The following is a 25,111-nucleotide window of genomic DNA, read 5'->3' on the forward strand; positions in this document are numbered from 1 at the left end:
CACTGATAAAAACGATATAAAGTCACGACCAAGACAGCACTTTTATCAATAATGTAACAAAGCCACCCACAGCCATGCCCCCGGACAGTGACTGCTATCATGTCGACTCACTCGGGGGCCGTCATCACCTTGTCCATCAGCCGCTGTGCCAGGCGACAGGCCTCGCCCATGTCGTCGACATCGCCAAGGTCGTTCAACAGCAGGCAGCGCCACAATATGTCCCCGGCCATGATTTCCGGCTCCAGCTCGAATTCCCCCCTTGGCAGCTCCAGCACCTGAGGCCCGGCCGTGCCCGTATCGCACGCCTCGGCGGATTCCCGCACCAGCGCCAGCGACAGGTCGCAGGGCGTCAGCCAGGCGCCAACCAGCCATCCAGGACGGCCAGGACAGGGCGCAAAACACAAGGCATCCACCGCAAGCCGGGGGTGAAACTCCGGGCGCGCCTTGAACGCCTGCAGGTGACGATCACTGAATTCCCTGGCAAGACGTTCCAGCCGCCGGTACTGCTCCATCGATAACGCCGACATCACACCTTCCTGTCACTGTTGAACCCTTGATTCCCCGTTACTGTCCTCGACACCCACAGGCACGCGCCGAACGGGAATGTTAGACTTCAGCCAAAATCCCTCCCCCTGCAAGGAGTCGCCCATGACCCTCGAGGAACGTCTGGAAGCCACCATCGACATCGCCACGGCGGCTGGCAAGATGATCCGCGATGCCCGCGAAGGTGACGACCTCAAGCATCACTTCAAGGAAGGCCAGGAGCTGGTCACCGATACCGACGTGGCGGTGGACACCATGATCACCGAACGCCTGGAATCGGCCTTCCCCGGCGAGGACCGCCTCAGCGAGGAGCTGGCCCCCGACAAGGATGCCGTGGAAGAAGATGGCGCCCTGTGGGTGGTCGATCCCATCGATGGTACCGTCAATTTTGCCCACGGACTCTTCCATGTGGCGGTGTCCATCGCCTACGTCAAGGATGGGGTCACCCAATTGGGCGTGGTCCATGCCCCCTTCCTCGGCGAGACCTTCACCGCAATACGCGACAAGGGCGCCTGGCGCAATGGACAGTCGATCAGCGCAAGCCAGAGCGAGTCCCTCGAGCAGAGCCTGGTCGGTACCGGCTTTCCGTACCGGCGTGATAGCCGTCTGCCCCTGATGCGACGCCTTGGCGCGGTGCTTCACCACTGTCGCGATGTGCGTCGCAACGGCGCCGCCGCCCTGGATCTGTGCGATGTCGCCTGTGGTCGCCTGGACGCCTACTACGAAACCGTCTCTCCCTGGGATTTCGCCGCAGGCTGGCTGATCGCCCGAGAGGCCGGCGCCCGCACCGGGCACCTGTATCCCTGCCCGGAGGGCCTGCCCGAGGACCTTTACGGCGAGAACCTGCTGGTCAGCGCCCCGGCGATCTTCGACGAACTCGGAGAGCTGCTGCGCCAGGCCGACGCAGGGGAATTGCGCGATATCGGTATCGGTTGAGCGTCGACTTTTCGCCATGCCGATAGCCGTGTTCGATCGAACGGCATTCAGCAACGCTATTGGCCTTCCGCGACGCAATCCGTCACAATGCGCGCCATCCACTTACTCATTGACCGTCCCGCCGCATGGCGTCGGACAGGTCGCTGATTCAACACTACCCACTGCATCAACGATGCGAGGAGCTTTCATGATTGTTGTCATCTTCGGTCGCCCCGGCTGCCCCTTCTGCGTACGCGCCAAGGAGCTCGCCAACTCTCTGAGCGACGCCGGTCGCATCGAGGGCTACCGCTACGTGGACATTCACGAAGAAGGCATCACCAAGGCCGATATGGAAAAGACCATCGGCAAGCCGGTCACCACCGTGCCGCAGATCTTCGTCGACCAGACCCACGTGGGCGGCTTCACCGAATTCGACCAGTACGTTCGCGACAATGAGCTGATGCCTGCCTGAACCGACGGCACAGCCGGTAACAAGACGGGAAGCCCACATGGGCTTCCCGTTTTTTTGCTGAAGACCCCACGAAACGTGCGCCTGGTCATGCCACCTGCCCTGCCCATCCTGGCCAACAGAGCTTGCCCTCACCCGTCTGGCCGCCGAAACCGTTGAACGTTCGCCCGTCGTTGAAAGATCGTCCCTCCTTCCTGCCTATACTCACAGAACAGGCTTCCTGGCAGGCAAGGATCGGCAATGACAGAGCAGCAGCGCTTCGTTCAGCAATTGTGGCTGGACTACGTCCATCAGCACCCTGACATCGGTGCGCTGCGCCTGTGGCCGGTGGATGCGCCGGTCGAGTGCTTCACGCTGGTCACCGTGAGCCAGTCCCCCTGGAGCCTGGCCTCCCTGTTGCCGGCTCTTGAACAGCACGGCTACCGCCCTCTATATCGTTACGCCCTGCCCGACCGAGGCCTGCTCGCCTGCCTGTTCGCCGGCCGTGAAGAAGGGCCGAGACTGAACATCGTCGAGCTGCAGACCACCCGTCTGTCGCGCCAGCCTCGCGATACTCTGCTGAAGCTGGTCGCCACCGGCAACGCAGAACGAACCCCATTGCTTGGCGCCAACCGCCCCTGGTCGATGCCTGACTGGGACAGCTACCAGCAGCTTCATCGCGCCCATCCACTGGCCGGCTGGCTGGCGGTCATGGGCCCCCGGGTGCATCACGTCGCCTTCGATTGCCGCAGACTCGACAGAAGCCTGGTCGAGCTGGACCAGGCACTCCAGCAACATGGCCTGCACGCCGGACAGAACGAGGATCTGGCGCTCCCCCTGTCGGCGATGGTCGAACACCGCTTCTACCCGACCTGTTCTCGGCGTCTGGCGTTCGCCCTGGGAGATGAACATCGGGTGCAGCTCGGCGGCCTGCTGCTCTTGGAAAAACAGGCCAGTGCGGGCCAGCAACGCACCGCCGACGTGATGCTGCCACCCCACAGCCGCTGCGAAATCACCTGACGCCGGGCGTCAGCCGACGGCGTCGGCTGTGTGCTCTTCTTCACCCTCCAGGTCCAGCTCAAGCTGCTGGGGCTCGTAGCGGGGATCGATCTCGGCGAAGTGCGGAGTCTCCATCACCGGCTGAGCGACGAAGGGCTCCTGCTCGACCGACTTGCCCCGCTCACCGTGGAGCCTGACCATCACGAACATGGCCAGGGCAAAGGCCGCCATGCCGAGAAACAGCCATAGCCCGTCGGGACCCGCCGCCTGCATCACCAGCGAGGCACTGAAAGGCCCGATGACCGAGCCGATGCCGTACCAGATCATCAGCTTGGCATTGGCAGCGACCACCTCCTCGGGTTCGAGCCAGTCATTGGTATGGGCCAGACTGAGCGAATACAGGGTGTGCAGCATGGCAGTGTGGCCGCAGGCGATCGCCAGCAGCAGCCAGAAGCTGGCACCGGCCGCCGCCGAGATCAGAGCACCGGTGACGGTCATTACGATCGCCATCCACAGAATGACGCGACGCCGGTCGAGTCGATCCGAAACCCGTCCCAGCCCCCACTGGGCGACCAGCGCCACCAGGGTGGTAACCGCCATGAACTTGGCGGTCTGGGCAGTGGTCAGGCCGATCTCCTGACCGTAGTACGGAGTCATGGCGAAGAACGCCTGCACCATCAGGCCGCCGGTAAAGGCACCGACCAGGCCCACCGGCGCCCGCCGATACAGGGTCGACAGACGAATCTTGCGCGGCGTCACGTCGTGGTGACGACTGGGCCCCTGGATACGATGAATCGACAACGGGACCAGCGACAGCGCAAACAGCATCCCCACCACCGAGAACAGTACCGGGCCGCCCGGGTCGGCCAGATTGAGCATCCACTGGCCGCCGGCCAGCGAGGTGGTCGAAATCACCATGTACCAGCCCAGAACGCGACCGCGATTATCGTTGCTGGACTCCCCCGACACCCAGGACTCCATGACCATCAACAGGCCCGCCGTGGCACCACCCCCGATCAGCCGCCAGACCAGCCAGGCCCAGGGATTGATCCACAGTCCATGAAGCATGGCGGTAACCGCCAGCGACGCCGCACAGGCGGCGAACACGCGAATATGGCCGACGCTGCGAATGCGCTTCTCGAGCCAGTAGCTTCCGGCCACGAACCCCAGCGAGAAGCTCGACATCAGAAGCCCCGCCATCTGGGAGGGGAAGCCCTCCAGCGACATGCGGACCCCGAGCAGGGTCATGATCAGACCGTGACCCAGCAGGAAGCTGATCTCACACAGGAACAGAACCGGGAGAGTGGCAGGGAGTGCGCGCAACACAGACCTCCGTGGCGATGGCGAATGGCCGGCCGAGAGCCCGTCTCGACCAGTGACCTGGGCGCCGCATTGTACCTGCCAGGGCTCGAGTCTCCATCCCTCCCACGAGGTTCATCCACAGATTCTGTGGATAAAGCTGTGCATCAAGGCGTTTGAACCGTCCAAAAGCCCGATCACTGCGGCACCGGACTCAAGATGGTCATAAATTCGGCAACCGCGACAGGGTCTCGCAAACGCCAGCGGCCCGGCGTAAGCCGGGCCGCTGCGAGGGTGCCAAAACCTTGTTCTCGCTCAAGGTATCAGCCAGCAGAACATGCTGGCTCGGCAAGGGTGACGCTGGTCAAAGGGCGTTTTGGTCAGTCGAAGACCATTTCCGGGACGTCATCCGGCACGATCAGCTTGCCGGCGGTCTTTTCCTTGATCTCCTCGACACTGACGCCCGGTGCCCGCTCCTTGAGGATAAAGGCGCCGTTATCGATCTCCAGATAGGCCAGATCGGTCAGCACACGATTGATGCAGCCGGCACCGGTCAGCGGCAGGCTGCAGGACTCCAGCAGCTTGGAAGTGCCGTCCTTGGAGGCGTGGGTCATGGTGCAGATGATGTTTTCGGCACCCGCCACCAGGTCCATGGCTCCGCCCATGCCCTTGATCAGCTTGCCCGGGATCATCCAGGAAGCGATGTTGCCGTTCTGGTCGACCTCGAAGGCGCCCAGCACCGTCAGGTCGACGTGACCACCGCGAATCATCGCGAAGGACTCCGCCGAGGAAAAGATCGCCGACCCCGGACGCGCGGTGACGGTCTGCTTGCCTGCGTTGATCATGTCCGGATCGACCTCTTCCTCGGTGGGGTAACGCCCCATGCCGAGCAGACCGTTCTCGGACTGCAGCATCACGTCCATGCCTTCCGGAATATAGTTTGCCACCAGGGTCGGAATGCCGATGCCCAGGTTCACGTAGAAGCCGTCTTCGAGTTCGCGCGCGACACGCTGCGCCATCTGTTCACGAGTGAGTGCCATCTTGATGCCTCTTTGCTGTTCTTTGGAGAAGTCGTTGCGTCAGGGCGATGCGCCTGATCAGCCCTGGTGTACGGTGCGCTTCTCGATACGCTTCTCGAAGGTGCCCTGGATCAGGCGGTCGACGTAGATACCGGGCGTGTGGATCTCGGCCGGATCCAGCTCGCCCGGCTCGACGATCTCTTCGACCTCGACCACCGTGATCTTGCCGGCGGTGGCGACCATGGGATTGAAGTTCTGGGCGGTCTTGCGATAGACCACATTGCCGTAGCGATCGGCCTTCCAGCCCTTGACGATGGCGAAGTCACCGACGATGGCCTCTTCGAGGATATAGTGGCGACCGTTGAATTCGCGCACTTCCTTGCCCTCACCGATGGGGGTGCCATAGCCGGTTGCCGTGTAGAAGGCGGGAATACCGGCACCGCCGGCGCGCATCTTTTCGGCCAGGGTCCCCTGCGGGGTCAGCTGCACATCGATCTCACCGTCGAGCATCTGACGCTCGAACAGGGCGTTCTCGCCCACGTAGGAGGCCAGGATCTTGCTGATCTGACGATCCTCCAGCAGCACCCCGAGGCCAAAGCCATCGACGCCACAGTTGTTGGAGACCACCGTGAGGTCCTTGACCCCGCGACGCTTGATCTCGGCGATCAGGTTCTCCGGAATGCCGCAGAGACCGAAGCCTCCGGCCAGCACCGTCATACCGCTCTCGATGCCGTCCATCGCCTCTTCATAGGAATACACGCGCTTGTCGAATCCGGCCATGTGGGGCGCCTCGTCTGTCGATGAAAGTGAAAGGAGAGGTGGCGAACCGGCACCGTTCCGGTGCCCCGCCCTGCCTCAAGGTAGCACTGAAGGCAGTGTTGCTCGCCCCCATATATTTGTTAAGTTTGTTTTCTTTATTGATTATTTATATCTTTAAATAAATTTGACCTTGGTAGCATGTCGTGACCGTCAAGCAACTGCGTGCCTTTCTGGCGGTGGCCAGAACCCTGAGCTTCACCCAGGCCTGTGAACAGCTCCACCTCTCCCAGCCGGCGCTGAGCCTGGCGATCAAGGGTCTCGAGGACAGCCTAGGCGGTAGACTGCTGATCCGCACGACCCGAAGCGTCCGCCTGACCCCCGAAGGTGAGTCCCTGGTGCCGCTGGCCAAACGCTTGCTGGTGGAATGGGACAACACCGAGGACGCCCTGCGCCAACGCTTCACCCTGCAACTTGGACGGCTCTCCCTGGCCGCCATGCCGGCCTTTGCCGGCAATCTGCTGGCCCCGGCGCTGGGGGTGTTTCACCGCCAGCACCCGCGTATCAACGTCACCGTACATGACGTGGTCAACGAGCAGGTGATCGACATGGTGCGCCAGCGCCAGGTGGAGATGGGCATCGCCTTCGAGCCGGAGGCCACCGGCAGCCTGCACTTCACTCCGCTGTTTCACGACCGCTTCGTGGCCGTGCTGCCCCCACGCTCGCCTCTGGTACAGCATTCAAGCCTCGACTGGGAAAGCCTGATGAGCTGGGACTTCGTGGCGCTGCAGCGGCCTTCCATGGTACGCCGCCTGCTGGAGCAGCAGCTCGGTGCCCGACACGGGGCCCTCAAGGTAGCCTTCGAGACCCATCAGCTCGCCAGCGTCGGACGCATGGTGGCCAATGGCCTGGGCGTCAGCGCCGTGCCCTCGCTGTGCCTGCGTCAGATGCAGGAGGCCGGCGCGGTCTGCCGCCCACTCAAGGATCCCGTCATCGAGCGCGCCGTGGGGGTGGTCACCTGGAACCCCCACGAGCTGTCGGTGGCCGCCCGCGCCATGCTCCAGGTACTGGTCGACAATATCGAGACACCGACCCTCTCAGAAGCATGACGCTGACATGGCCGTGGACCCTCGCACTGGGCAGCCGGCACCGGATCCATTAGGATTGGCGGGCCTGCCTCGCCCACTGTCACGGCCAGGCGACACCCGCTCTATCTGCTGTTGCGAGGTTATCCAAGGAATGTCGACCCTCAAGGGCCTGATCAGCGTTCTGCTGCTGGTTGGCAACACGCTATTCTGGACCATCCCGTTGGTGATCCTGACCCTGCTCAAGGTGGTCACCCCCGGGCGACGCTGGCAGCGGCGCGTGCTGGCCGGGCTCAACGCCATCGCCCTCAACTGGATCGGTTTCAACCTGTGGTGGATGCGTCACTGGATCAAGCCCGACCTTCGCATGTCGGTGCCCGAGGGGCTGAGCCCGGACGCCTGGTACCTGGTGCTGTCCAACCATCGGAGCTGGACCGACATCTTCCTGCTGATGATGGCGTTTCATCGCAAGATCCCGATGCCACGCTTCTTTCTCAAGCAGCAGCTTATCTGGATCCCGGTAGTAGGGATGGCCTGGTGGGCACTGGAGTTTCCCTTCATGCGCCGCTACAGCAAGGAGCGCCTGGCCGCCAACCCACGCCTGGCCGAACGCGATCGCAAGGCCACCGAGCGCATGTGCAAGCGTGCCCGCGACGTTCCCATTGCCATCATCAACTTTGTCGAAGGGACCCGTTTCACCCCGGCCAAGCGCGAGGCCAGGCAAAGCCCCTTTCGCCATCTGTTGCGCCCCAAGGCCGGCGGCATCGCCCAGGTACTGAACCTGCTCGGCGATCGTCTCGACGCCATCATCGACCTCACCATCGACTACCAGTCGAGCCAACCCAGCTTCTGGCGCTTCCTGTGCGGCCAGGAGAAGGCCATTCGCCTTGATGCACGCCGCCTCGACGTGGCGCCGTGGATGCTGGAGGGGCGCTATCACGACGACCCGCACTACAAGGAACGCTTCCACTCATGGCTCAACGCCCTGTGGCAGAACAAGGACGCCTCACTCGACTCGCACCGCTGGTGATCGCCCTGCTGCTGGCCGGCTGCGCCGGTCAGGGGGCATCCCCGACGTCATCGCAACGCAGCGCCAGCGTCGCCGGCAGCAGCATTGCCGGCGACTGGATCAGCGTGCAGCGCGGCGACACCCTCGGCTCCATCGCCCGCCGCGCCGGCGTACCGCTATTGCGGCTGCAGCGCTTCAATCCGGGTGTCGACGCCCGCCACCTGGCCGTGGGTCAGCGCCTGCTGGTGCCCTCTCATCAGGAGCGGGCGCCGTCCGGCGGCCCCTATCGCTATCAGATCCGCCCCGGCGACACCTATAGCGCCGTTGCCAGGCGCTTCGGCACCACCGCTCAGCGCATCCAGAGTGCCAATCCTGGCGTCCGCGCCACCGACCTCAAGGTCGGCCAGGTGATCCAGGTGCCGCTGGCCAGCCGATCGGTCGCCAGCAGCTCAGGCACGTCCAGCAGCTCAGGCACGTCCAGCCCCTCTCGCTCCGCTTCGTTGCCGGATCCCGGTCCGGTCGCCTCAAACGCTCGTGGCTGGCCCTGGCCGCTGGACGACTATCGGGTGGTGCGCCGTTACGGCAAGGACAGCCGCGGCAGCCTGCAGCCGATGCTGCTGGCCACCGACGAGGGCGCCCGGGCCAAGGCCGTTGCCGATGGCCAGGTGCGGTTCGCCGACGGCATGCGGCAACTGGGCCAGGTGGTGATCGTGCACCACGCCGATAACCTGCAGAGTGTCTACGCGCTATGTGACGACCTGCTGGTCAAGCAGGGAGAACAGGTCAGCCGCGGCACCCCACTATGCGTGGTCGGCAAGCATGCCTCGACCGGCCGCCACGATCTGCTGTTCGACATGCGCCATGGCGGCAAGCCCATCGACCCGGACACCATCCTTCGCTGAGCGCTGCGGGCCGAGTCGACGCAAGCGCAATGCGCTTGTCCGTCGCCCGGCCCCATCGACACCGTAACAGCCTGTTCATATCGCTGACCTAGAGATGTCATGCTGGAGCATCACTCTGTCTCGGGAGCGGGCCATACGGGGCCCGACCGGTACGAGGAATTCCATGCGCATCTGTCTGGTCAGCGAAACCTGGTCTCCTGATATCAATGGGGTCGCCCATACGCTGGGGCGCATCAGCCAGGAACTGCGTGCTCTTGGCGTGACGCTGCAGCTGGTCCGGCCGGCCCCCGTCGACGGCTCCACCGAACCCGCCACCGGGATGGCCCACGAACTTCGTGTACGCGGCATGTCGATGCCGCGCTACAAGGAAGTGCGTATCGGCTGGGCCTCCGCCAGTCGTTTGCGCAGGCTATGGCGCGACAATCGTCCCGACGCCATCTATGTAGCGACCGAAGGCCCCTTGGGCTGGTCAGCGCTGCGCGCGGCAGAAAAGCTGGACATTCCCGTGGTCAGCGGCTGGCACACCAACTTCGATCACTACTGCCAGGACTATGGTCTGCCGTGGCTGGCGCCACTGGTACGCAATCGCCTGCGTCATTTTCACAATCGCTGTGCGGCGACCCTGGTACCGACCCATCAGCAAGCCCGGGAGCTTGCGCAAAGAGGCTTCGAGCGCGTCAGCGTCATGGCACGCGGCATCGAAGGCGATCGTTTCACCCCCGCCAAGCGTAGTCAGCAACTGCGCGACAGCTGGGGTGTCGGCCAGCACCAGCCGGTGGCGCTCTACGTGGGCCGACTGGCGCCAGAGAAGAACCTGGAGCTGTTGCGCGACACCTTTCTCGACATGCTCGAGGCGCGCCCCGACATGCGCCTGGTGGTGGTGGGCGACGGCCCCGGGCGGGCATCGCTGGAAAAGGCCCTGCCGGACGCCATCTTTACCGGCTTCATCGATTCCGCCGAGATGCAAATCCACTACGCCAGCGCCGACATCTTCGTCTTTCCCTCGCTGTCGGAGACCTGGGGCAACGTCATTCTCGAAGCCATGGCCAGCGGCCTGGCGGTCGTAGCCTTCCGCCACGCGGCCGGCGCCGAGTTGATCACCACCGACAAGGATGGGGTCAGCGTCGCCGCCGGTGACAACGCCGAATTCCGTCAGCAGGCGACAGCGCTATGCCAGCAGCAGGCACGCTACGCCCGCCTGGGCCGCGCCGCCCGGGAACGCGCCCTGGCCTACCGCTGGCCATCCATCGCCCAGACCTTCCTCGACGCCCATCACCAAGCCCTGACGTCGGGAACCGGCCTGTCGGACCCCGCCAAGGCCTAGATCGCTCGTTGAACACCCCGCCGCCGGCCCGAGCGGCGGCGTGGAGGCCACAGGAAGCGGGCCCTAGCACGACACATGACGACACATGACGACAAAAGACGCTAGAAGACGACTTACCGCCAGGGAGATGTGACATGCCCACTAAAATCCCGCAGATGTTCGACCGCCTGGATATGCTCGAGTGGCAACTGTGCCAGCGCACCGCCGGCCTCAGCATTCACCGCCCCTGGCTATCCACCTTGAAGATCTCCAGCAAGCTGGGCGACTGGCCGATCTGGGTGGCGCTGATCGTGGCGTTGCCGGCGATCCACGGCCGCGATATCGGTCTGCGCCTGATGCTCGAATACACCGTCACCGCCGTGGTGGCGATCGCGGTGTACAAGCTGCTGAAGACCCGTCTGTGTCGAGAACGGCCCTTCATCACCTTTGGCGGCAGCATCCAGTGCAACGAACCGGCCAGGGACCGCTACAGCTTCCCCAGCGGCCACACCATGCACGCGGTGATGTTCTGCACCCTGGTCGCAGTACACAGCCCCGCATTGCTGCCCTGGCTGCTGCCCCTGGCGGGCTTGATCGCCATCTCGCGGGTGGGCCTGGGACTGCACTACTACAGTGACGTCCTTGCCGGCGCGGCGCTTGGCTATGGCATGGCCCTGGCTAGCCTCGGGCTTTCCTCGACCACTCTGCTGATCGCGGCGTCCCACTGACGCCGCCTCGGGGGCATCACTGCCGCTCGCCCGCATCTCGCCCGCATCTCCAGAAAAAGCGCCACCGCTCCTGATCGGTGGCGCCAGCCAGCCTTCACTGGCATCCTGCTTGAATGCCACCACATGACCCCAAAGCGCTGTTCAAATTGCTACACGAAGCGCCATCCCAAACCCTGGTCGAGACCCCACCGCTTTACTACCTGCCCGGGCTCATAAGCGAGCCCGATGCAAGCGACCTGCAGGATAGGCTGCGCCAGGAACTCGACTGGCAGCAGCCCGAACTGACCCTTTACGGGCGCAGTCATCCCATTCCCCGCCAGCAGGTATGGATGGGCGATCACGCCTATCGCTACTCCGGCAGGGACTTCGCGCCCTGCCCCTGGCATCCGTCGGTGGCGGCCCTGCGTGATCGTCTCAATGGCCTGCTCGAACGGTTTTCGGCCGTCGAAAAGAGCACACCGACCAGCGCCTTCAATAGCGTACTGATCAACCGCTATCGCAACGGCGAGGACCGCATGGGCTGGCACTGCGATAACGAAGCGGAACTTGGCGATTGCCCTACCATCGCCTCCATCAGCCTGGGGGCGACCCGTCCCATGCGCTTTCGCTGGAAGGACCGCTCGTCCGCGGCCTTCAACGTCTGGCTCGAAAGCGGCAGCCTGCTATGGATGGGGCCCGGCTGCCAGGAACAGCTCGAACACGCCCTGCTGCCACGCAAGATTCCGGGTGAGCGAATCAACCTGACCTTTCGTCGACTTGTCGTCTGACCTGCAATGCCGGCGCCAGACCCGAGCCGTCTCTTTCTCTAGGACATAAAAACGGCGCCCTGTGGGCGCCGTTGATCGTTCATCCGATGGCACTTTCCGCCACACAAGATAACGGTATAACGCGTTATCTATCGAGATGTCAGCCGCGTTGTCAGCCGCGTTGTCAGCCGCGTTGTCAGCCGCGATAGTAACCCGGTGTGATGACCGGCATGCGCGTCACCGTCATCGGCAAACGCTTGCCACGCACCTCGGCGTACACGGTGGTGCCGATCTCGGCGTGATCGAGGCTGACGTAGCCCATGGCCACCGGCTTGCCGACGCTGGGGCCAAAGCCACCGGAGGTCACCTGCCCGAGCAGACGATCGTCCTCGCTGTAGAGCTCGGCACCTTCGCGCACCGGAGCACGCCCCTCGCCCAGCAGGCCGACGCGCTTGCGCTGGTGGTCCTTGACTTCGACCTGGTGCAGCACCAGATCAGCCCCCGGGAATCCACCGGCGCGCTCGCCGCCACGACGACGTGGCTTGCCAATGGCCCAGATCAGCCCCGCCTCCACCGGCGTGGTGGTGGTATCGATATCGTGGCCGTAGAGACAGAGCCCGGCCTCCAGGCGCAGGGAATCACGCGCCCCCAGGCCGATGGCCTCGACCTCTTCCTCGGCCAGCAGCTTGCGCGCCAGGGCGTCGGTCTGATCCGCCGGCACCGAGATCTCGAAGCCATCCTCGCCGGTATAGCCGCTGCGGCTGATCCACACCGGGATACCGTCGATGTCGAAGCGACCATGCTGCATGAACACCATCTCGCAGGCTGCCGGACACAGGCGCGCCATGACATCGGCGGTCTTCGGCCCCTGCAGCGCCAGCAGGCCGCGATCGACTACCTCGACTTCGTGGTCGGGCAGCCCGCGACGCAGATGGGCGATGTCCTGATCACGACAGGCCGCGTTGACCACCAGGTAAAGGTGGTCACCGGCGTTGACCGTCATCAGGTCATCGAGGATCCCGCCGTCTTCGCTGGTAAACAGGCCATAGCGCTGCATGCCTTCGGGCAGGCCGACCAGATCCGCCGGCACCAGGGTCTCCAGCGCGGCCAGCGCGTTCTCGCCACGAATCAGGATCTGCGCCATGTGCGAGACGTCGAACAGGCCGCAGGCCGCGCGGGTGTGCTCGTGCTCTTTCTTGACCCCCAGCGGATACTGAACGGGCATGTCATAGCCCGCGAACGGGACCATCTTGGCCCCCAGCTCTCGATGCAGGGCATTCAGCGGTGTCGTCTTGAGTTCACTCATGGCGTTTCGTCTCGTGGTTCGTGAAAGAACCCTTGCAACGACAGGAGGTGCCCCTGAGGGCACCTCCCGTGGTCGGCTCAGGCTCAGGACTTGTCGTGATCAAGGGCCTCGCCCGGCAGGATGTCCTTGCCGTCGAAGTAGTCCTTGGTCAGCTTGAACACCACCGGCGACAGCAGCGCCAGGGCGATCAGGTTGGGAATCGCCATCATGGCGTTGAAGGTGTCGGCCATCAGCCAGATGAAGCCAAGCTGGGCCAGCGCACCCACCGGAATGGCCAGCACGAACAGTACCCGGTAGATCATGATGGAGCGGGTACCGAACAGGAACTGGAAGCACTTCTCGCCATAGAAGGACCAGCCAAGGATGGTGGTGAAGGCGAAGATCGCCAGGGCGATCGACACGATGGCCTCACCCCAGCCATTGGGCAGGGCATTGTCGAACGACAGCGCGGTCAGCGAGGCGCCGGCCTCACCGGTCTCCCAGATCGGCGCGGTCAGGATCACCAGGGCGGTGATGGTGCACACCATGATGGTATCGATGAAGGTACCGAGCATGGCTATCAGCCCCTGGCGAACCGGGTTCTTGGTCTGGGCCGCGGCGTGGGCGATCGGCGCGCTGCCAAGGCCGGCCTCGTTGGAGAAGATACCCCGAGCGACACCGAAACGGATGGCCGCCATCACCGCTGCGCCGGCGAAACCACCCATGGCGGCGTGGGGATTGAAGGCGTAGTAGAAGATGTTGCTCAGGGCGCCACCGATCTGGTCGGCGTTGACCGCCAGGGCACTGACACCGGCGATGATGTAGGCGATACCCATGATCGGCACCAGCTTGCCGGCCACCTTGGCGATGCGCTTGATGCCGCCGAGGATCACCGCACCGGCCAGCACCATGATCACCACACCGGTAATCCAGGGCTCGATGCCGAAGCTCGACTCGAGGGCGTCGGCCACCGAGTTGGACTGCACGGTGTTACCGATACCGAAGGCGGCCACGGCGCCGAAGAAGGCGAAGGCACCGCCCAGCCACAGCCACTTGCGGCCGAGTCCGTTCTTGATGTAGTACATCGGCCCACCGATATGGAAACCGGTGTCATCGGTCTCGCGATAGCGCACCGCCAGCACTGCCTCGGCAAACTTGGTGGCCATGCCCACCAGGGCGGTGATCCACATCCAGAACACCGCACCGGGGCCACCCAGGGCAATCGCCGTGGCCACACCGGCGATGTTACCGGTACCAATGGTCGCCGACAGCGCCGTCATCAAGGCGTTGAACGGCGAGATCTCGCCTTCATCCTTGCTTTCGGACTTGCTGTCACGCCCGCCCCACATCAGCTTGAACCCCATCCCCAGCTTGCGGATGGGCATGAGCTTGAGACCCAACTGGAGGTAGATACCCACCCCCAGCAACAGGATCAGCATGATCGGTCCCCACACCACCCCATTGATGGCGGAGAAGATATTGTTGAGTGCTTCCACGGAAGTCTCCCTTTTGACTCGGCACTTGTTGTTATGCGCTGTCGACCAGCAGAAAGCCTGTTTACCGTGAATTGTTATCGGAATAACAGGCATATCAGACGAATCGACAGCACGGACCCGCCTACGATAGCGGATATTGTCGCAAGGGCACCAGCAACGCTTGTCCACGCTAACGCCGCTTCGCCAGCCGTTGTTTGCATGAACGTCAACCGTGTTTCCTATTGGAAACTTTTGCCACCTTAGCCAAGGCGGTTGGTCTTGGCAAATCCCCCTTTGGTCGCTGAAGGCCCCCGCGCCTCTTCGACGTCTGTAGCATAGTCGCCAACGTCGAATCATGCCGGGTCTCGCCACCAACGCGTCCATCACGTGCCATCCGCCCATCCCCTTCACCTCACCGTGGCTTCAGCCACGGGCGTGGACTGGACGCCAACCGCGAGTCGTTCCACCCTATGTCTTGAGAGTGCGGCGACCACCCCGTTTTTCTCTCATCATGGACTCGCCAAACGCCGAGAATGGCGTTAGCATGCGCGAAACCGGAAAACCTTTTTCGTATAGGAAATCGAGATGAGCTCAATCCCCGCCAACCTGCGCTATGTCGACAGCCACGAATGGATTCAGGACAACGGCGACGGAACCGTCACCATCGGCATCACCGATCACGCTCAGGAAGCCCTGGGTGACGTGGTCTTCGTCGACCTGCCCGAGGTCGGCACCAGCCTCGCCAAGGGCGACGAATTCGGCGTTATCGAGTCGGTCAAGGCCGCCTCTGACCTCTATGCGCCGGTGGACGGCGAGATCGTCGAGGTCAACGAGTCCCTCGAGGACGCTCCGGAGACCGTCAACGAAGCGCCTTACGAGGATGGCTGGATCATGAAGGTGCGCCTCGACGACCAGAGCGCCCTCGACGACCTGCTCGACGCCGACGCCTATCAGGCGGTGGTCGACGCCGAAGGCTGAGCCGGGCCTCTGCGACCCGCGCCACAAGGGGGAGCCACTCCCTCCCCTCGCCGGGGCCATGTGGCCCCGGCCAACGCGCCCGCCACCACGCGAGGCAACCCGTTATTCATCCGGATCTTCGGGGTCCGTCACACTCAAGGTGTTCCATGGCTTTCGATACACGTCGCCTGGCCGAACTGGCCGATCACGATGCCTTTCTCCGTCGTCACAATGGTCCCGATGGGGACGACAGGGCCAAGATGCTGTCGGCCCTGGGTGTCGAAGGCGTGGAGTCCTTGATCGACAAGACGGTGCCCGCCAACATCCGCCTGGGCCGTGAGCTCGATCTGGATCCCCCCAAGGCCGAAGCCGAGGCGCTGGACTACCTGTATCGTCTGGCCCGCCAGAACAAGGTCGCCCGCAGCTACATTGGCCAGGGCTACTACGACACCCACCTGCCGGCGGTCATTCAGCGCAACGTGCTGGAAAACCCGGGCTGGTACACCGCCTACACCCCCTATCAGCCCGAGATCTCCCAGGGCCGCCTGGAAGGCCTGCTGAACTTCCAGCAGATGGTGATGGACCTGACCGGGATGGAATTGGCCAACGCCTCGCTGCTGGATGAAGCCACCGCCGCCGCCGAGGCCATGGCGCTGTGCCGACGCTCCAACAAGAAGGCCAAGACCAATGCCTTCTTCGTTGCCGACGATGTATTCCCCCAGACCCTGGACGTACTCAAGACCCGCGCCTCCTGGTTCGGCTACGAGATCGTCATCGCCCCGGCGGAAGAACTCGCAAGCCATGACGTCTTCGGCGCACTGCTGCAGTACCCCGGCAATGACGGCCGCGTCCACGACCTGGCACCGCTGATCGCCGAGGCCAAGAAGCGTGGCGTGATGACCTGCGTTGCCACCGACCTGATGGCCCTGGTACTGCTCAAGGAGCCCGGCGCCATGGGCGCCGATATCGTGGTCGGCTCGAGCCAGCGTTTCGGCGTGCCGATGGGCTTCGGTGGCCCCCACGCTGCCTTCTTCGCCACCACCGACAAGCTCAAGCGCTCGATCCCCGGCCGTATCATCGGGGTGTCGAAGGATGCCCGCGGCAACACCGCCCTGCGCATGGCCATGCAGACCCGCGAGCAGCACATCCGTCGCGAGAAGGCCACCTCCAACATCTGCACCGCCCAGGCGCTGCTGGCCAACATCGCCGGCTTCTACGCGGTGTATCACGGCGCCGAGGGCCTGCGCACCATCGCCGGGCGCATCCATCGGCTGACCACCATCCTGGCCACCGGCCTGGCCCAGAAAGGCGTCAGCCTGGCCAACGACAGCTACTTCGACACCCTGCGTCTGACCGGGGTCGATCGCGGCAAGATCCACGGTCGAGCCATGACCCACGAGATCAACCTGCGCTACTTCGACAACGGCGACGTGGGTGTCAGCCTCGACGAGACCACCACCGCCCACGATCTGGACGCGCTGTTCGACGTGCTGCTGGGCGAGGAGCACGGCCTTGGCGTGCGCGAACTCGACGACGGCATCCTCGAGTCCCAGGCCAGCGGCATTCCCGCCGCCTGCCGACGCGAGAGCGACTTCCTTGAGCACCCGACCTTCCAGCGCTATCGCAGCGAAACCGAGATGCTGCGCTACCTCAAGCGCCTGGAGAACAAGGACCTGTCGCTGGCCCACGCGATGATTCCACTGGGCTCCTGCACAATGAAGCTCAACGCCACCACCGAGATGATGCCGATCACCTGGCCGGAGTTCGCCCGCATCCATCCCTTCGCGCCGAAGGATCAGGTCGCCGGCTATCGCCAGATGATCGACGAACTGGCGGCCTTCCTGGTGGAGATCACCGGCTACGACCACATCTCGATGCAGCCCAACTCCGGCGCCCAGGGCGAATACGCCGGTCTGCTGGCGATCCGTCGCTACCAGGCGGCCCAGGGCGAGGGCCACCGTGACGTCTGCCTGATTCCCAGCTCCGCCCACGGTACCAACCCGGCCTCTGCTGCCATGTGCAGCATGCGCGTGGTGGTGGTGGAGTGCGACGAGGATGGCAACATCGACCTGGCCGACCTCAAGGCCAAGGCCGAGCAGCACTCACAGGCGCTGTCCGCGATCATGCTCACCTACCCGTCCACCCACGGGGTGTTCGAGGAAGGCGTGCGCGAGGCCTGCGACATCGTCCACGCCAACGGTGGCCAGGTGTATATCGACGGCGCCAACATGAATGCTCAGGTCGGCGTGGCACGTCCGGGTGACTTCGGCGGCGACGTCAGCCACCTCAACCTGCACAAGACCTTCTGTATCCCCCACGGCGGTGGTGGCCCCGGCATGGGCCCGATCGGTGTCAAGGCGCACCTGGCGCCCCACGTGGCCAACCACAGCGTGACCCCGATCGACGGTGTCGAAGAGGACTCCGGCGCGGTGTCCGCGGCGGCCTTCGGCTCGGCCTCGATCCTGCCGATCTCCTGGGCCTACATCAAGATGATGGGAGCACGCGGCCTGCGCGAGGCCACCGAGCTTGCCATCCTCGGCGCCAACTACATCGCCACTCGCCTGGAAGCGCACTATCCGGTGCTCTACAAGGGCCAGAACGGCACCGTGGCCCACGAGTGCATCATCGACATCCGTCCGCTCAAGGCGGCTTCCGGCATCAGCGAGGAAGACATCGCCAAGCGCCTGATGGACTACGGCTTCCACGCCCCCACCATGTCCTTCCCGGTGGCCGGCACCCTGATGATCGAGCCCACCGAGTCGGAGTCACTCTATGAGCTGGACCGCTTCTGTGACGCCATGATCGGCATCCGCGAGGAGATCGCCCGGGTCGAGAGCGGCGAGTGGAGCCTGGAGGACAACCCTCTGGTGAAGGCCCCGCACACCATGGCCGACCTGATGGACGCGGACTGGAACCGGGGCTACTCCCGCGAGATCGGCGCCTTCCCCTCCGAGGCGGTCAAGGGTGCCAAGTACTGGCCGGCGGTCAACCGGGTCGACAACGTGCTGGGCGATCGCCAGCTGATCTGCTCCTGCCCGAGCATCGACGAATACCGCGACTGAGCGCCCACAACGCTCCTGCGGTGACAAACAACGACGCGGCCCTTGGGCCGCGTCGTTGCGTTTGCTGTATCTCCTTGTTTCGGAGCTTGTCGAAGGCGGGCTTCAGCCGGCCCCCTGGCCATCCCGATGACGATGTCGCATCTGGCTGGCCGAGCAGTCGAAACGGCGTCGAAAGGCACGGCAGAACTGCGCCTGGTCGCTGAACCCCCAGCGGTAGGCGATCTCACCGATGCTCACCCCTTCCGCCAGATCGCACAGGTCCCGACGCGCGGCCTCGAGCCGCTGCATGCGAATCCAGTCGTTGACCGAGTGGCCGGTCTCGGACAGCAACTTGTGCAGATAGCGCAGCGAAATGCCACATCCCTCCGCCACCATTGACGGCCCCAGTTCCGGGTCGCCAAGGCGGGCAGAGATAAATCGCTCGATCCGCATCAGGTGGGCGCTTTTCAACTGGGACTGGTCGCTGACCAACACCCGGTCATCCTTCTCCAGCACCAGCGACAGCATCGATAGCGCCTGCTCGAACAGGCGCTGACGCTCATCGCGGGAACACTCATCGAAGCGACTGGCACAGATCGCCAGAAACTCGACGAAGGCCCGCCCCATGCCAGTGTTCGCCTCGAAGCAGTGCTGAGCGTAGCGCTCGACACCGCGCACCCGATGCTTCATCGATGCATCCGGCACCTTGAACACCCACATGGCATTGGCCTGCTCGTAGCCGAAGCGATAGGGAAGATCCCCCCGCTCGACCAGAAACTGCCCCGGCTCGCAACGCAGCGAACGTCCGCCCTGCTCGAAGAACACCTCGGCACGTTGGGGGATGGTCACCAGGAAAGAACTCTCGGGATCGGCGGCGATCTGCGCCTGGTCGCGGGAATACACTAGCCCGTCGGAAGTCAGGCGTGACAGCGAGAAGTCCTGATCGTCGGTCTTCCACACCTTGAGATCGCCGCGAAACGGCGCGTTTTCGTCGCGGTAGCTCAGGCTCAGGGGAAAGTAGGTATCGGAGATCCAGCGCGACCAGCGCGCCCTGGTATCCTGTGTCGTGACCATGTCACTCATGCCAACCTCCTCGGCACTCGTGCCTCTCGTTATTGTTGTTGCGGTCTGGTGTGGCTGTCTCGTGGCGCAGAACCCGAGATCGATCCTGCCGATCCCGGGAAACCGTCGCCTCAGCCGTCGATCGGGCTGAGCACATAGCTTGCAGTGCTCGACAGGGTCGCCTTCCAGCCGGGTGGCAGCACGATATTGGTGGTGGCCTCCTGGATGACCGCTGGCCCTGTCACCTCATGCCGGGGGTCCAGTGCCTCGCCGTCGTAGACCGGCGTGGGCACGGGTTCGCCTTCACCGTCGAACAGCATATCACGGCGACCCAGCAGCGCCGCCTCGAGCTCCCCCCCTCGGGCCTCCAGGGTCGGCATGGTCGGCGGTTCCACCTCACCGATCACCGAGCACTCCAGGTTGACCAGCTCCACCTCGCTGTCCGGCTCGCAGTAGGAATAGAGCGCCTCATGGCGAGCGTGGAAGGCGTCGCGCAGCTCGCACCAGCCGGCCTCATCGAACTCTCCGCGCTCGCTCTCGACCGTACACTCGTGGATCTGGCCGCGATAGCGGATCTCGAAGCGATAACGGCAGGCAATGGCGTTATCCTCGAAACCGTCCCGCTTGAGCTCGGCCACGCCTTCATCGCGCAACTCGGCAAGGCGCCGGTTGACCCGCACGCGGTGCTCCGGGTCGTCATCCAACGGCAGCACCAGGGAGGTCAGCCGCTCATGCTGAACATTGGAAATGATCTGGCCGAAGGCGCAGAGTCCTGAGGCCACCTTGGGTACCAGCACCTGGCGCACGCCGATCTCCTCGGCCAGGCGCACCAGATGCATGCCGGCTGCGCCACCGGCGCCGATCAGGGTGAAGTCACGGGGATCATAACCCTGCTCCACCGATACCCGGCGAATGCCATTGACCATGTTCAGGTTGACCAGGGTGCAAATGCCGAAGGCCGCACGCTCGACGCTGATGCCCAGCGGCTCGGCGATCCTTTCGTGGATCGCCGCCACCGCCGCCTCGCGGTCGAGGCGCACGGTACCGCCGAGCACCGCTTCGGGATCGAGGTACCCAAGCACCAGATTGGCGTCGGTGACGGTGGGTTCGCGCCCGCCCTTGCCGTAGCACACCGGCCCCGGCGAGGCGCCGGCGCTGCGCGGCCCCACCTGCAGCATGCCCTGCTCGTTGAGGTGGGCGATGGAGCCACCGCCGGCCCCCAGGGTCTCGACCTGGATCATCGGCACCCCGATGCGCTGGCGCAGGAAGTCCACATCCTTGCTGTAGTTGGTCTGGCCACCCCGGGTCAGGGTGATGTCGAAGGAGGTGCCGCCCATGTCCACGGTGATGACGTTGTCGACACCCAGCGGCCCGGCCATGTACAGCCCGGCCTGGGGCGCCGAGGCCGGGCCCGAGTTGATCGCCGCCACGGCCTTCTCGCGCATCACCTTGCCCAGCGCCAGTCCGCCGTTGGACTGGAAATACTGTACCGGCTGGCGAGCCCCCAGTTCCTCGAACAGGGCGTCGATGCGCGAGACATAGCGCTGCATCACCGGGCTCAGATAGGCGTTGACCACGGTGGTCGAGGTGCGGGTGTATTCGCGCACCTGGGGATAGACCTCACTGCCGCAGCAGACGAAGGTGTCGGGCATCAGCTCTCGCACGATGGCCAGGGCGCGCTGCTCGTGGTCGGTGTTGGCCACCGACCACAGAAACGAGATCGCCACCGCGTCCACCCCTTCACGCTTGAACAGCGCCACGGCGTCACGAATCGCCTCCTCGTCCAGCGGCTGACGCTCGCTGCCGTCGGCCAGCATGCGACCGCCGATCGGCCGGCGAAGATAGCGCGGCACCAGCATATGCGCCGGGGGATACTCCGGATCATAGCGATAGCCGTCTTCCTTGTGACCGAGGCGGATTTCCAGGCTGTCTTCATGGCCCTCGGTGCACAGCAGGCCAACCTTGGCGCCCTGACGCTCGATCAGTGCGTTGAGCGCCACCGTGGTGCCGTTGATGCAGAGATCGGCATTGGCCACCACCTCACTGGCGGGGCGTCCCAGCGCATCGGCGATCTGGGCAAGCCCCGCGCGGATCGCCTGGGTGCCGTCCTCAGGGGTTGAGGGGCTCTTGAACAGGCTGACGCCCTTGCCCCGCTCTGCCAGGATGAAATCGGTAAAGGTGCCGCCGGCGTCGATGCCGAGTCGATAGATTGCGGTCATGGGAATCTCCTAGCGTGTCTGGCGCAGTTGACGGGTGGCGGACTCATCCAGGTGCAGCTGGTCATCGACCACTACCCCGTAGTCCTGGCGGGCGCCCACACGGGACACCAGACCATCACGGACGTCGCCGGCAACCTCCTGCGGCGGTCGTGTCCAGGGGTCGCCGAAGCCACCGCCACCAGGATTGACGTTGATGACCCGCTCGCCGGGTTCGATGGTCAACAGCGCATTGCGGTCATAGACCGTCTCGCTGCCGTCTCGGTGGCGATGCACCAGCCGCCCGAGCTTGGGCTCGACCAGGGCATTGCGCGCACCGCCTGCGCCAGCAGTGGCGTACTGTCGTCCCTCGCCGAAGGCTACCGCCGTCATGGCGTGGTCCAGCGGCTCGATTTCCAGCCAGGTCCCGGACCCGCCGCGCCGCTCTCCCGCGCCACAGCTGTCGGTCACCAGACCGTAGCGATGGATCAGGATCGGATAGGAGGTCTCGAGCAGTTCGATGTCACCGGACATCAGCGCACCGAAGCAACACAGCGGACCCCGTGAGTGCCAGCCGTCCATGGTCCGGGTGGCACCGGCGCCGGAGATGATCGACGCCAGCACCATGGTCACGTACTGCTCGTTGCCATGACGTGGGTCGAAACCGGCGATATTGATGCCGCTGGCGTGTCCCCAGGACGCGCTGACCCGCTCGGGCGCCGCCTGCTCGAAGGCCAGGCGTACCGCATCGGTCAAGGTCTCCATGGGCGTGGTGGTGCAGTTGGCGTGGGGTGCCGGCTCGCTGGCGTTGCACAGGGTGCCGGGCGGGCCCATATCGACGCTCAGGCAACGATAGAGCCCCTCGTTGTAGGGAGGCGGTAGCTGGGCGAACATCATCAGCCCCAGCAGCACGCCGGACATCGAGTTGCCCTCATAGGAATTGATGAAGTAAGGCACCTGAGGAGGGCTGTCGATACGAATGGCCACTTCGTCACCCTCAATCTTCACATGGGCGGTGATCTCGAGATCGCCAAGCCCATGGCCGGAATCCTCCAGCACGGCGGTGCCGCTGTACTCGCCGTCGGCCACCTCGGCGATCAAACTGCGCATCTGGCGGTCCGCCATCGCCTTGAGTTCGGCGATCGCCGCCTTGACGGTATCGACACCGTAGCGCTCGAGCAGGCGTAGCAGGTGACGCTCGCCGACGCCGCAGGCACCGTACTGGGCGTTGAGGTCGCCTTCCTGATGCTCGCGGGCACGCATGTTGGTCAACAGCAGGTTGATCACGTCTTCGCGACGGCGCCCCTTCTCCCACAGCTTGACCGGGGGAATCCTCAGGCCCTCGGCGTAGATCTCCTTGGCGTCGGGGTTGTAGCCCGCCGGGACCGGGCCACCGATATCCGTCAGGTGGCCCTTGCACACCGTCCAGAACACCAGTTCACCCTCGAAGAACACCGGCTTGTACATGCAGCAGTCGATGATATGACTGCCCTTGTAGGCCGGGTCGTTGTGGTAGACGACGTCCCCGGGCGCGATGTCCTCGCCGTAGAAGCCGGCCACCGCCTTCATGGCAGGAATCAGGGAACCCAGATGTATCGGGATGTCCTGGCCCTGCAGGATCATTTCGGGTACGGCATCGAACAGGGCATTGGAATAGTCATGGGCCAGATTGAAGACGCTGGATCGTCCGGTCTTTTCCAGCGTCAGGGTCATCTCGCGCTGCGCCGTCTCCAGCGCTCCCCGGACGACCGCCAGGGTAATGGGATCCACAGTTGTCATGGTCACTCCGCGCTCTTGTGGTTGTTGGAGTCGAAGCGGTGCGCCGCTCCTCATCGTCATCTTCTCGCCGACGGCCATCCAGGGATTGGCGTTGAAGGAGACAGGAGTTGACGCTGAGTGCACTGGAGGGTGGGCTGGCGGCAAATGCACAGGGTCCGCGCCTGCGGAGAGGAACTCCGGGCGCGGACCCTCGTCGCCTGGCCACCGGGAGGCCCTGGTGCAGGTCAATCCCGGGACGGCGACAATCCGGCGACGTTGATGGAACCGCCTGGCAGCAGGCGTGCCAGGGTGAAGGCCAGCAGGAAGGTGGCCGGTGCCGAGAAGCTGGCGAGGGTCGGCTGGTGCATCAGCACCACCCCGACCAGGCAGGCGCCGGCCCAGGCGCCGAGCCCCGCCAACCGGTAGACCGGCTCGTCTTCCTCGACACTCGCAGGTGCAGTTTCACGAACGGCGCGGGACAGGATATGACTCAGCGCGACCCCGACCCAGGCGACCACGAAGATGCCTTGATAAGCCAAGGCGGTAAGCAGATAGCCGAAGACGTCGGCCGACATCAGCGCCCAGGCCAGAGCCGCCACCAGTGCCATGGCCAGTCCATAGCACGCCTTTCCAGGGCGCCATTGTCCCAGCAGGCTGGCGAGGTTGGAGGTAGCGAGGAAGTAGTTGGCGGTATTGATGCGGCTCTGGGTCACCCACACCAGCACAAGACCCGCCAGCCCCATCAGCTCCAGCAGGCCCATGACGATGGCCGCCTCGGAGAGCCCTGCGGTTGGCAGGGTGGCGTCCAGCAGGATGCCCACCACTGCGCTGAAGCCGAAGGCCAGCGCGTAGAACGGCAGGCCGAAGGTGATGCGAGCGTGGAAGCGACGATCGCGGTCCTTGCCGAAACGGGCGTAGTCGAAGGTGAACATCATCAGCACCCAGATACCCATGTAGTAGGTGAAGGTGTGCCACCAGCCGAAGGCCGGGGCGCCCCCTTCAGGCACCCGGGTCAGCCAGCCCTCTGGATAGCCGTATCCATCGATGGCCAGCCACACTGCCGCCAGCATACCCAGCAGATAGACCGGCAACAGCCAGGCGTTGAAACGGTCCAGGAAGCGCTGGACTCCAGCGCCGATCAGGGCGATGCCGACGATCACCACGACCAGGGTGGTCAGCGCCATCGGCCAGCCACTCTGGTGGCTCAGCGCCAGGGCCATCACGTAGCCTTCGAAGACGGCGTAGTACAGCGCCGTGGCAAAGAAGATCAGGGTCGCCACCAGGGCTCCCAGGCGACCGAAAAGCGTACGGGAAAACTCGGCAACGGTGAGACCGGTGCGCTGGGCGAAACGGCTCAGTACCGCGTTGATGGCGCTGTAGACCAGGATGCTCATGACGATCCCGATCAGCGCATTGGCGGTGCCATAGCTTCTGGCCATGGCCGCCGCCACGACCAGATAGAAGATGGCGCTGAGCACAGCCCACCAGGCCATCATCAGGCTTGAGCGGGACATGCGGTCAGCGTCTTCCTGCGCCTCGCTTGCGCGGTGTTCAGTGATGGGGGGACTAGCCATGGTGATTTCCTC

Annotated in this window: 21 protein-coding genes; 11 read left to right on the forward strand and 10 right to left on the reverse strand. The window is 64.3% G+C overall.

Translation table 11 applies throughout. From position 1 onward, the window contains the following. Positions 1 to 107 precede the first annotated feature (107 nt). On the reverse strand, positions 108 to 527 hold the full coding sequence (hybE, locus tag NH448_RS07775) for a [NiFe]-hydrogenase assembly chaperone HybE (RefSeq protein WP_045991466.1): 420 nt from the start codon (positions 525 to 527) through the stop codon (positions 108 to 110). Between the two features lie 121 nt (positions 528 to 648). On the opposite strand from hybE, the gene NH448_RS07780 reads away from it, so the two are divergent. The 3 genes from NH448_RS07780 (at position 649) to NH448_RS07790 (ending at position 2,926) form a co-directional block, all read left to right on the forward strand. Further along, positions 649 to 1,479 carry an inositol monophosphatase family protein gene (locus NH448_RS07780; protein ID WP_045991467.1) on the forward strand — a complete coding sequence of 277 codons (831 nt, stop codon included), beginning with the start codon at positions 649 to 651 and terminating at the stop codon, positions 1,477 to 1,479. A gap of 187 nt (positions 1,480 to 1,666) precedes the next feature. Then, the gene (locus NH448_RS07785; protein ID WP_045991468.1) at positions 1,667 to 1,930 is read left to right on the forward strand and encodes a GrxA family glutaredoxin; all 264 of its coding nucleotides are present in this window, start codon (positions 1,667 to 1,669) and stop codon (positions 1,928 to 1,930) included. Between the two features lie 237 nt (positions 1,931 to 2,167). Then, positions 2,168 to 2,926: a DUF1338 family protein gene (locus NH448_RS07790; RefSeq protein ID WP_045991469.1), complete on the forward strand. Its 759-nt coding sequence runs from the start codon at positions 2,168 to 2,170 to the stop codon at positions 2,924 to 2,926. 9 nt (positions 2,927 to 2,935) lie between these two features. Here the strand turns inward: NH448_RS07790 and NH448_RS07795 are convergent, their stop codons facing one another. The 3 genes from NH448_RS07795 to NH448_RS07805 form a co-directional block, all read right to left on the reverse strand. Then, a complete protein-coding gene (locus NH448_RS07795) occupies positions 2,936 to 4,228 on the reverse strand; it encodes an MFS transporter (protein ID WP_045991470.1) in 1,293 nt (430 codons plus the stop codon). 356 nt (positions 4,229 to 4,584) lie between these two features. Then, a complete protein-coding gene (locus NH448_RS07800) occupies positions 4,585 to 5,244 on the reverse strand; it encodes a CoA transferase subunit B (RefSeq protein WP_045991471.1) in 660 nt (219 codons plus the stop codon). A gap of 57 nt (positions 5,245 to 5,301) precedes the next feature. Beyond that, on the reverse strand, positions 5,302 to 6,003 hold the full coding sequence (locus NH448_RS07805; RefSeq protein WP_045991472.1) for a CoA transferase subunit A: 702 nt from the start codon (positions 6,001 to 6,003) through the stop codon (positions 5,302 to 5,304). Between the two features lie 182 nt (positions 6,004 to 6,185). Here NH448_RS07805 and NH448_RS07810 point away from each other — a divergent pair, with 182 nt between their 5' ends. The 6 genes from NH448_RS07810 (at position 6,186) to NH448_RS07835 (ending at position 11,773) form a co-directional block, all read left to right on the forward strand. Further along, entirely contained in the window at positions 6,186 to 7,088 is a 903-nt protein-coding gene (locus tag NH448_RS07810; protein ID WP_045991473.1) for a LysR family transcriptional regulator, read from the forward strand. A 130-nt stretch (positions 7,089 to 7,218) separates the two neighbouring features. After that, positions 7,219 to 8,094 carry an acyltransferase gene (locus tag NH448_RS07815; protein WP_045991474.1) on the forward strand — a complete coding sequence of 292 codons (876 nt, stop codon included), beginning with the start codon at positions 7,219 to 7,221 and terminating at the stop codon, positions 8,092 to 8,094. After that, entirely contained in the window at positions 8,037 to 8,975 is a 939-nt protein-coding gene (locus tag NH448_RS07820) for a LysM peptidoglycan-binding domain-containing protein (RefSeq protein WP_083970213.1), read from the forward strand. Before NH448_RS07815 ends, NH448_RS07820 begins: the two co-directional genes overlap by 58 nt. 163 nt (positions 8,976 to 9,138) lie before the next feature. Beyond that, the gene (locus NH448_RS07825) at positions 9,139 to 10,299 is read left to right on the forward strand and encodes a glycosyltransferase family 1 protein (RefSeq protein ID WP_045991475.1); all 1,161 of its coding nucleotides are present in this window, start codon (positions 9,139 to 9,141) and stop codon (positions 10,297 to 10,299) included. 134 nt (positions 10,300 to 10,433) lie between these two features. Further along, positions 10,434 to 11,006 (forward strand): phosphatase PAP2 family protein, encoded by a 573-nt coding sequence (locus tag NH448_RS07830; protein WP_045991476.1) that lies wholly within the window; start codon positions 10,434 to 10,436, stop codon positions 11,004 to 11,006. A 113-nt stretch (positions 11,007 to 11,119) separates the two neighbouring features. Continuing rightward, complete coding sequence (locus NH448_RS07835) at positions 11,120 to 11,773, forward strand: alpha-ketoglutarate-dependent dioxygenase AlkB (RefSeq protein WP_052704239.1); 654 nt, start codon at positions 11,120 to 11,122, stop codon at positions 11,771 to 11,773. Positions 11,774 to 11,948: 175 nt separating this feature from the next. On the opposite strand, the gene gcvT is transcribed toward NH448_RS07835, so the two are convergent. Next, complete coding sequence (gene gcvT, locus NH448_RS07840) at positions 11,949 to 13,058, reverse strand: glycine cleavage system aminomethyltransferase GcvT (protein ID WP_045991477.1); 1,110 nt, start codon at positions 13,056 to 13,058, stop codon at positions 11,949 to 11,951. A gap of 83 nt (positions 13,059 to 13,141) precedes the next feature. Further along, the gene (locus NH448_RS07845; RefSeq protein ID WP_045991478.1) at positions 13,142 to 14,533 is read right to left on the reverse strand and encodes a sodium:alanine symporter family protein; all 1,392 of its coding nucleotides are present in this window, start codon (positions 14,531 to 14,533) and stop codon (positions 13,142 to 13,144) included. 564 nt (positions 14,534 to 15,097) lie between these two features. On the opposite strand from NH448_RS07845, the gene gcvH reads away from it, so the two are divergent. Both gcvH and gcvP read left to right on the forward strand, forming a co-directional pair. Continuing rightward, on the forward strand, positions 15,098 to 15,490 hold the full coding sequence (gcvH, locus tag NH448_RS07850) for a glycine cleavage system protein GcvH (RefSeq protein WP_045991479.1): 393 nt from the start codon (positions 15,098 to 15,100) through the stop codon (positions 15,488 to 15,490). Positions 15,491 to 15,636: 146 nt separating this feature from the next. Continuing rightward, the gene (gene gcvP, locus NH448_RS07855) at positions 15,637 to 18,531 is read left to right on the forward strand and encodes an aminomethyl-transferring glycine dehydrogenase (RefSeq protein WP_045991480.1); all 2,895 of its coding nucleotides are present in this window, start codon (positions 15,637 to 15,639) and stop codon (positions 18,529 to 18,531) included. Between the two features lie 102 nt (positions 18,532 to 18,633). Here gcvP and NH448_RS07860 read toward each other — a convergent pair whose 3' ends face one another. The 4 genes from NH448_RS07860 to NH448_RS07875 form a co-directional block, all read right to left on the reverse strand. Then, on the reverse strand, positions 18,634 to 19,593 hold the full coding sequence (locus tag NH448_RS07860) for a helix-turn-helix domain-containing protein (RefSeq protein ID WP_045991481.1): 960 nt from the start codon (positions 19,591 to 19,593) through the stop codon (positions 18,634 to 18,636). Positions 19,594 to 19,703: 110 nt separating this feature from the next. Further along, positions 19,704 to 21,791: a hydantoinase/oxoprolinase family protein gene (locus NH448_RS07865; RefSeq protein ID WP_045991482.1), complete on the reverse strand. Its 2,088-nt coding sequence runs from the start codon at positions 21,789 to 21,791 to the stop codon at positions 19,704 to 19,706. A 9-nt stretch (positions 21,792 to 21,800) separates the two neighbouring features. Next, positions 21,801 to 23,546, reverse strand: coding sequence for a hydantoinase B/oxoprolinase family protein (locus NH448_RS07870; RefSeq protein ID WP_108133634.1), 1,746 nt, complete (start codon positions 23,544 to 23,546; stop codon positions 21,801 to 21,803). 224 nt (positions 23,547 to 23,770) lie between these two features. After that, entirely contained in the window at positions 23,771 to 25,099 is a 1,329-nt protein-coding gene (locus NH448_RS07875) for an allantoin permease (RefSeq protein ID WP_045991483.1), read from the reverse strand. Between the last annotated feature and the right edge of the window lie 12 nt (positions 25,100 to 25,111).

It is taken from the genome of Halomonas sp. OfavH-34-E, from assembly GCF_024124525.1.
In the GTDB taxonomy this organism is placed as follows: domain Bacteria; phylum Pseudomonadota; class Gammaproteobacteria; order Pseudomonadales; family Halomonadaceae; genus Halomonas; species Halomonas litopenaei.

Excerpts from the sequence above, each read along its gene's own strand:
- NH448_RS07805 (WP_045991472.1), bottom strand. The coding sequence starts at position 6,003 with ATGGCCGGATTCGACAAGCGCGTGTATTCCTATGAAGAGGCGATGGAC.
- NH448_RS07780 (WP_045991467.1), top strand. The coding sequence starts at position 649 with ATGACCCTCGAGGAACGTCTGGAAGCCACCATCGACATCGCCACGGCG.
- gcvP (WP_045991480.1), top strand. The coding sequence starts at position 15,637 with ATGGCTTTCGATACACGTCGCCTGGCCGAACTGGCCGATCACGATGCC.
- NH448_RS07865 (WP_045991482.1), bottom strand. The coding sequence starts at position 21,791 with ATGACCGCAATCTATCGACTCGGCATCGACGCCGGCGGCACCTTTACC.
- gcvT (WP_045991477.1), bottom strand. The coding sequence starts at position 13,058 with ATGAGTGAACTCAAGACGACACCGCTGAATGCCCTGCATCGAGAGCTG.
- NH448_RS07825 (WP_045991475.1), top strand. The coding sequence starts at position 9,139 with ATGCGCATCTGTCTGGTCAGCGAAACCTGGTCTCCTGATATCAATGGG.
- NH448_RS07875 (WP_045991483.1), bottom strand. The coding sequence starts at position 25,099 with ATGGCTAGTCCCCCCATCACTGAACACCGCGCAAGCGAGGCGCAGGAA.
- NH448_RS07800 (WP_045991471.1), bottom strand. The coding sequence starts at position 5,244 with ATGGCACTCACTCGTGAACAGATGGCGCAGCGTGTCGCGCGCGAACTC.
- NH448_RS07870 (WP_108133634.1), bottom strand. The coding sequence starts at position 23,546 with ATGACAACTGTGGATCCCATTACCCTGGCGGTCGTCCGGGGAGCGCTG.
- NH448_RS07860 (WP_045991481.1), bottom strand. The coding sequence starts at position 19,593 with ATGAGTGACATGGTCACGACACAGGATACCAGGGCGCGCTGGTCGCGC.
- NH448_RS07835 (WP_052704239.1), top strand. The coding sequence starts at position 11,120 with ATGCCACCACATGACCCCAAAGCGCTGTTCAAATTGCTACACGAAGCG.
- NH448_RS07815 (WP_045991474.1), top strand. The coding sequence starts at position 7,219 with ATGTCGACCCTCAAGGGCCTGATCAGCGTTCTGCTGCTGGTTGGCAAC.
- gcvH (WP_045991479.1), top strand. The coding sequence starts at position 15,098 with ATGAGCTCAATCCCCGCCAACCTGCGCTATGTCGACAGCCACGAATGG.
- NH448_RS07820 (WP_083970213.1), top strand. The coding sequence starts at position 8,037 with ATGGCTCAACGCCCTGTGGCAGAACAAGGACGCCTCACTCGACTCGCA.
- NH448_RS07790 (WP_045991469.1), top strand. The coding sequence starts at position 2,168 with ATGACAGAGCAGCAGCGCTTCGTTCAGCAATTGTGGCTGGACTACGTC.
- NH448_RS07785 (WP_045991468.1), top strand. The coding sequence starts at position 1,667 with ATGATTGTTGTCATCTTCGGTCGCCCCGGCTGCCCCTTCTGCGTACGC.
- hybE (WP_045991466.1), bottom strand. The coding sequence starts at position 527 with ATGTCGGCGTTATCGATGGAGCAGTACCGGCGGCTGGAACGTCTTGCC.
- NH448_RS07830 (WP_045991476.1), top strand. The coding sequence starts at position 10,434 with ATGCCCACTAAAATCCCGCAGATGTTCGACCGCCTGGATATGCTCGAG.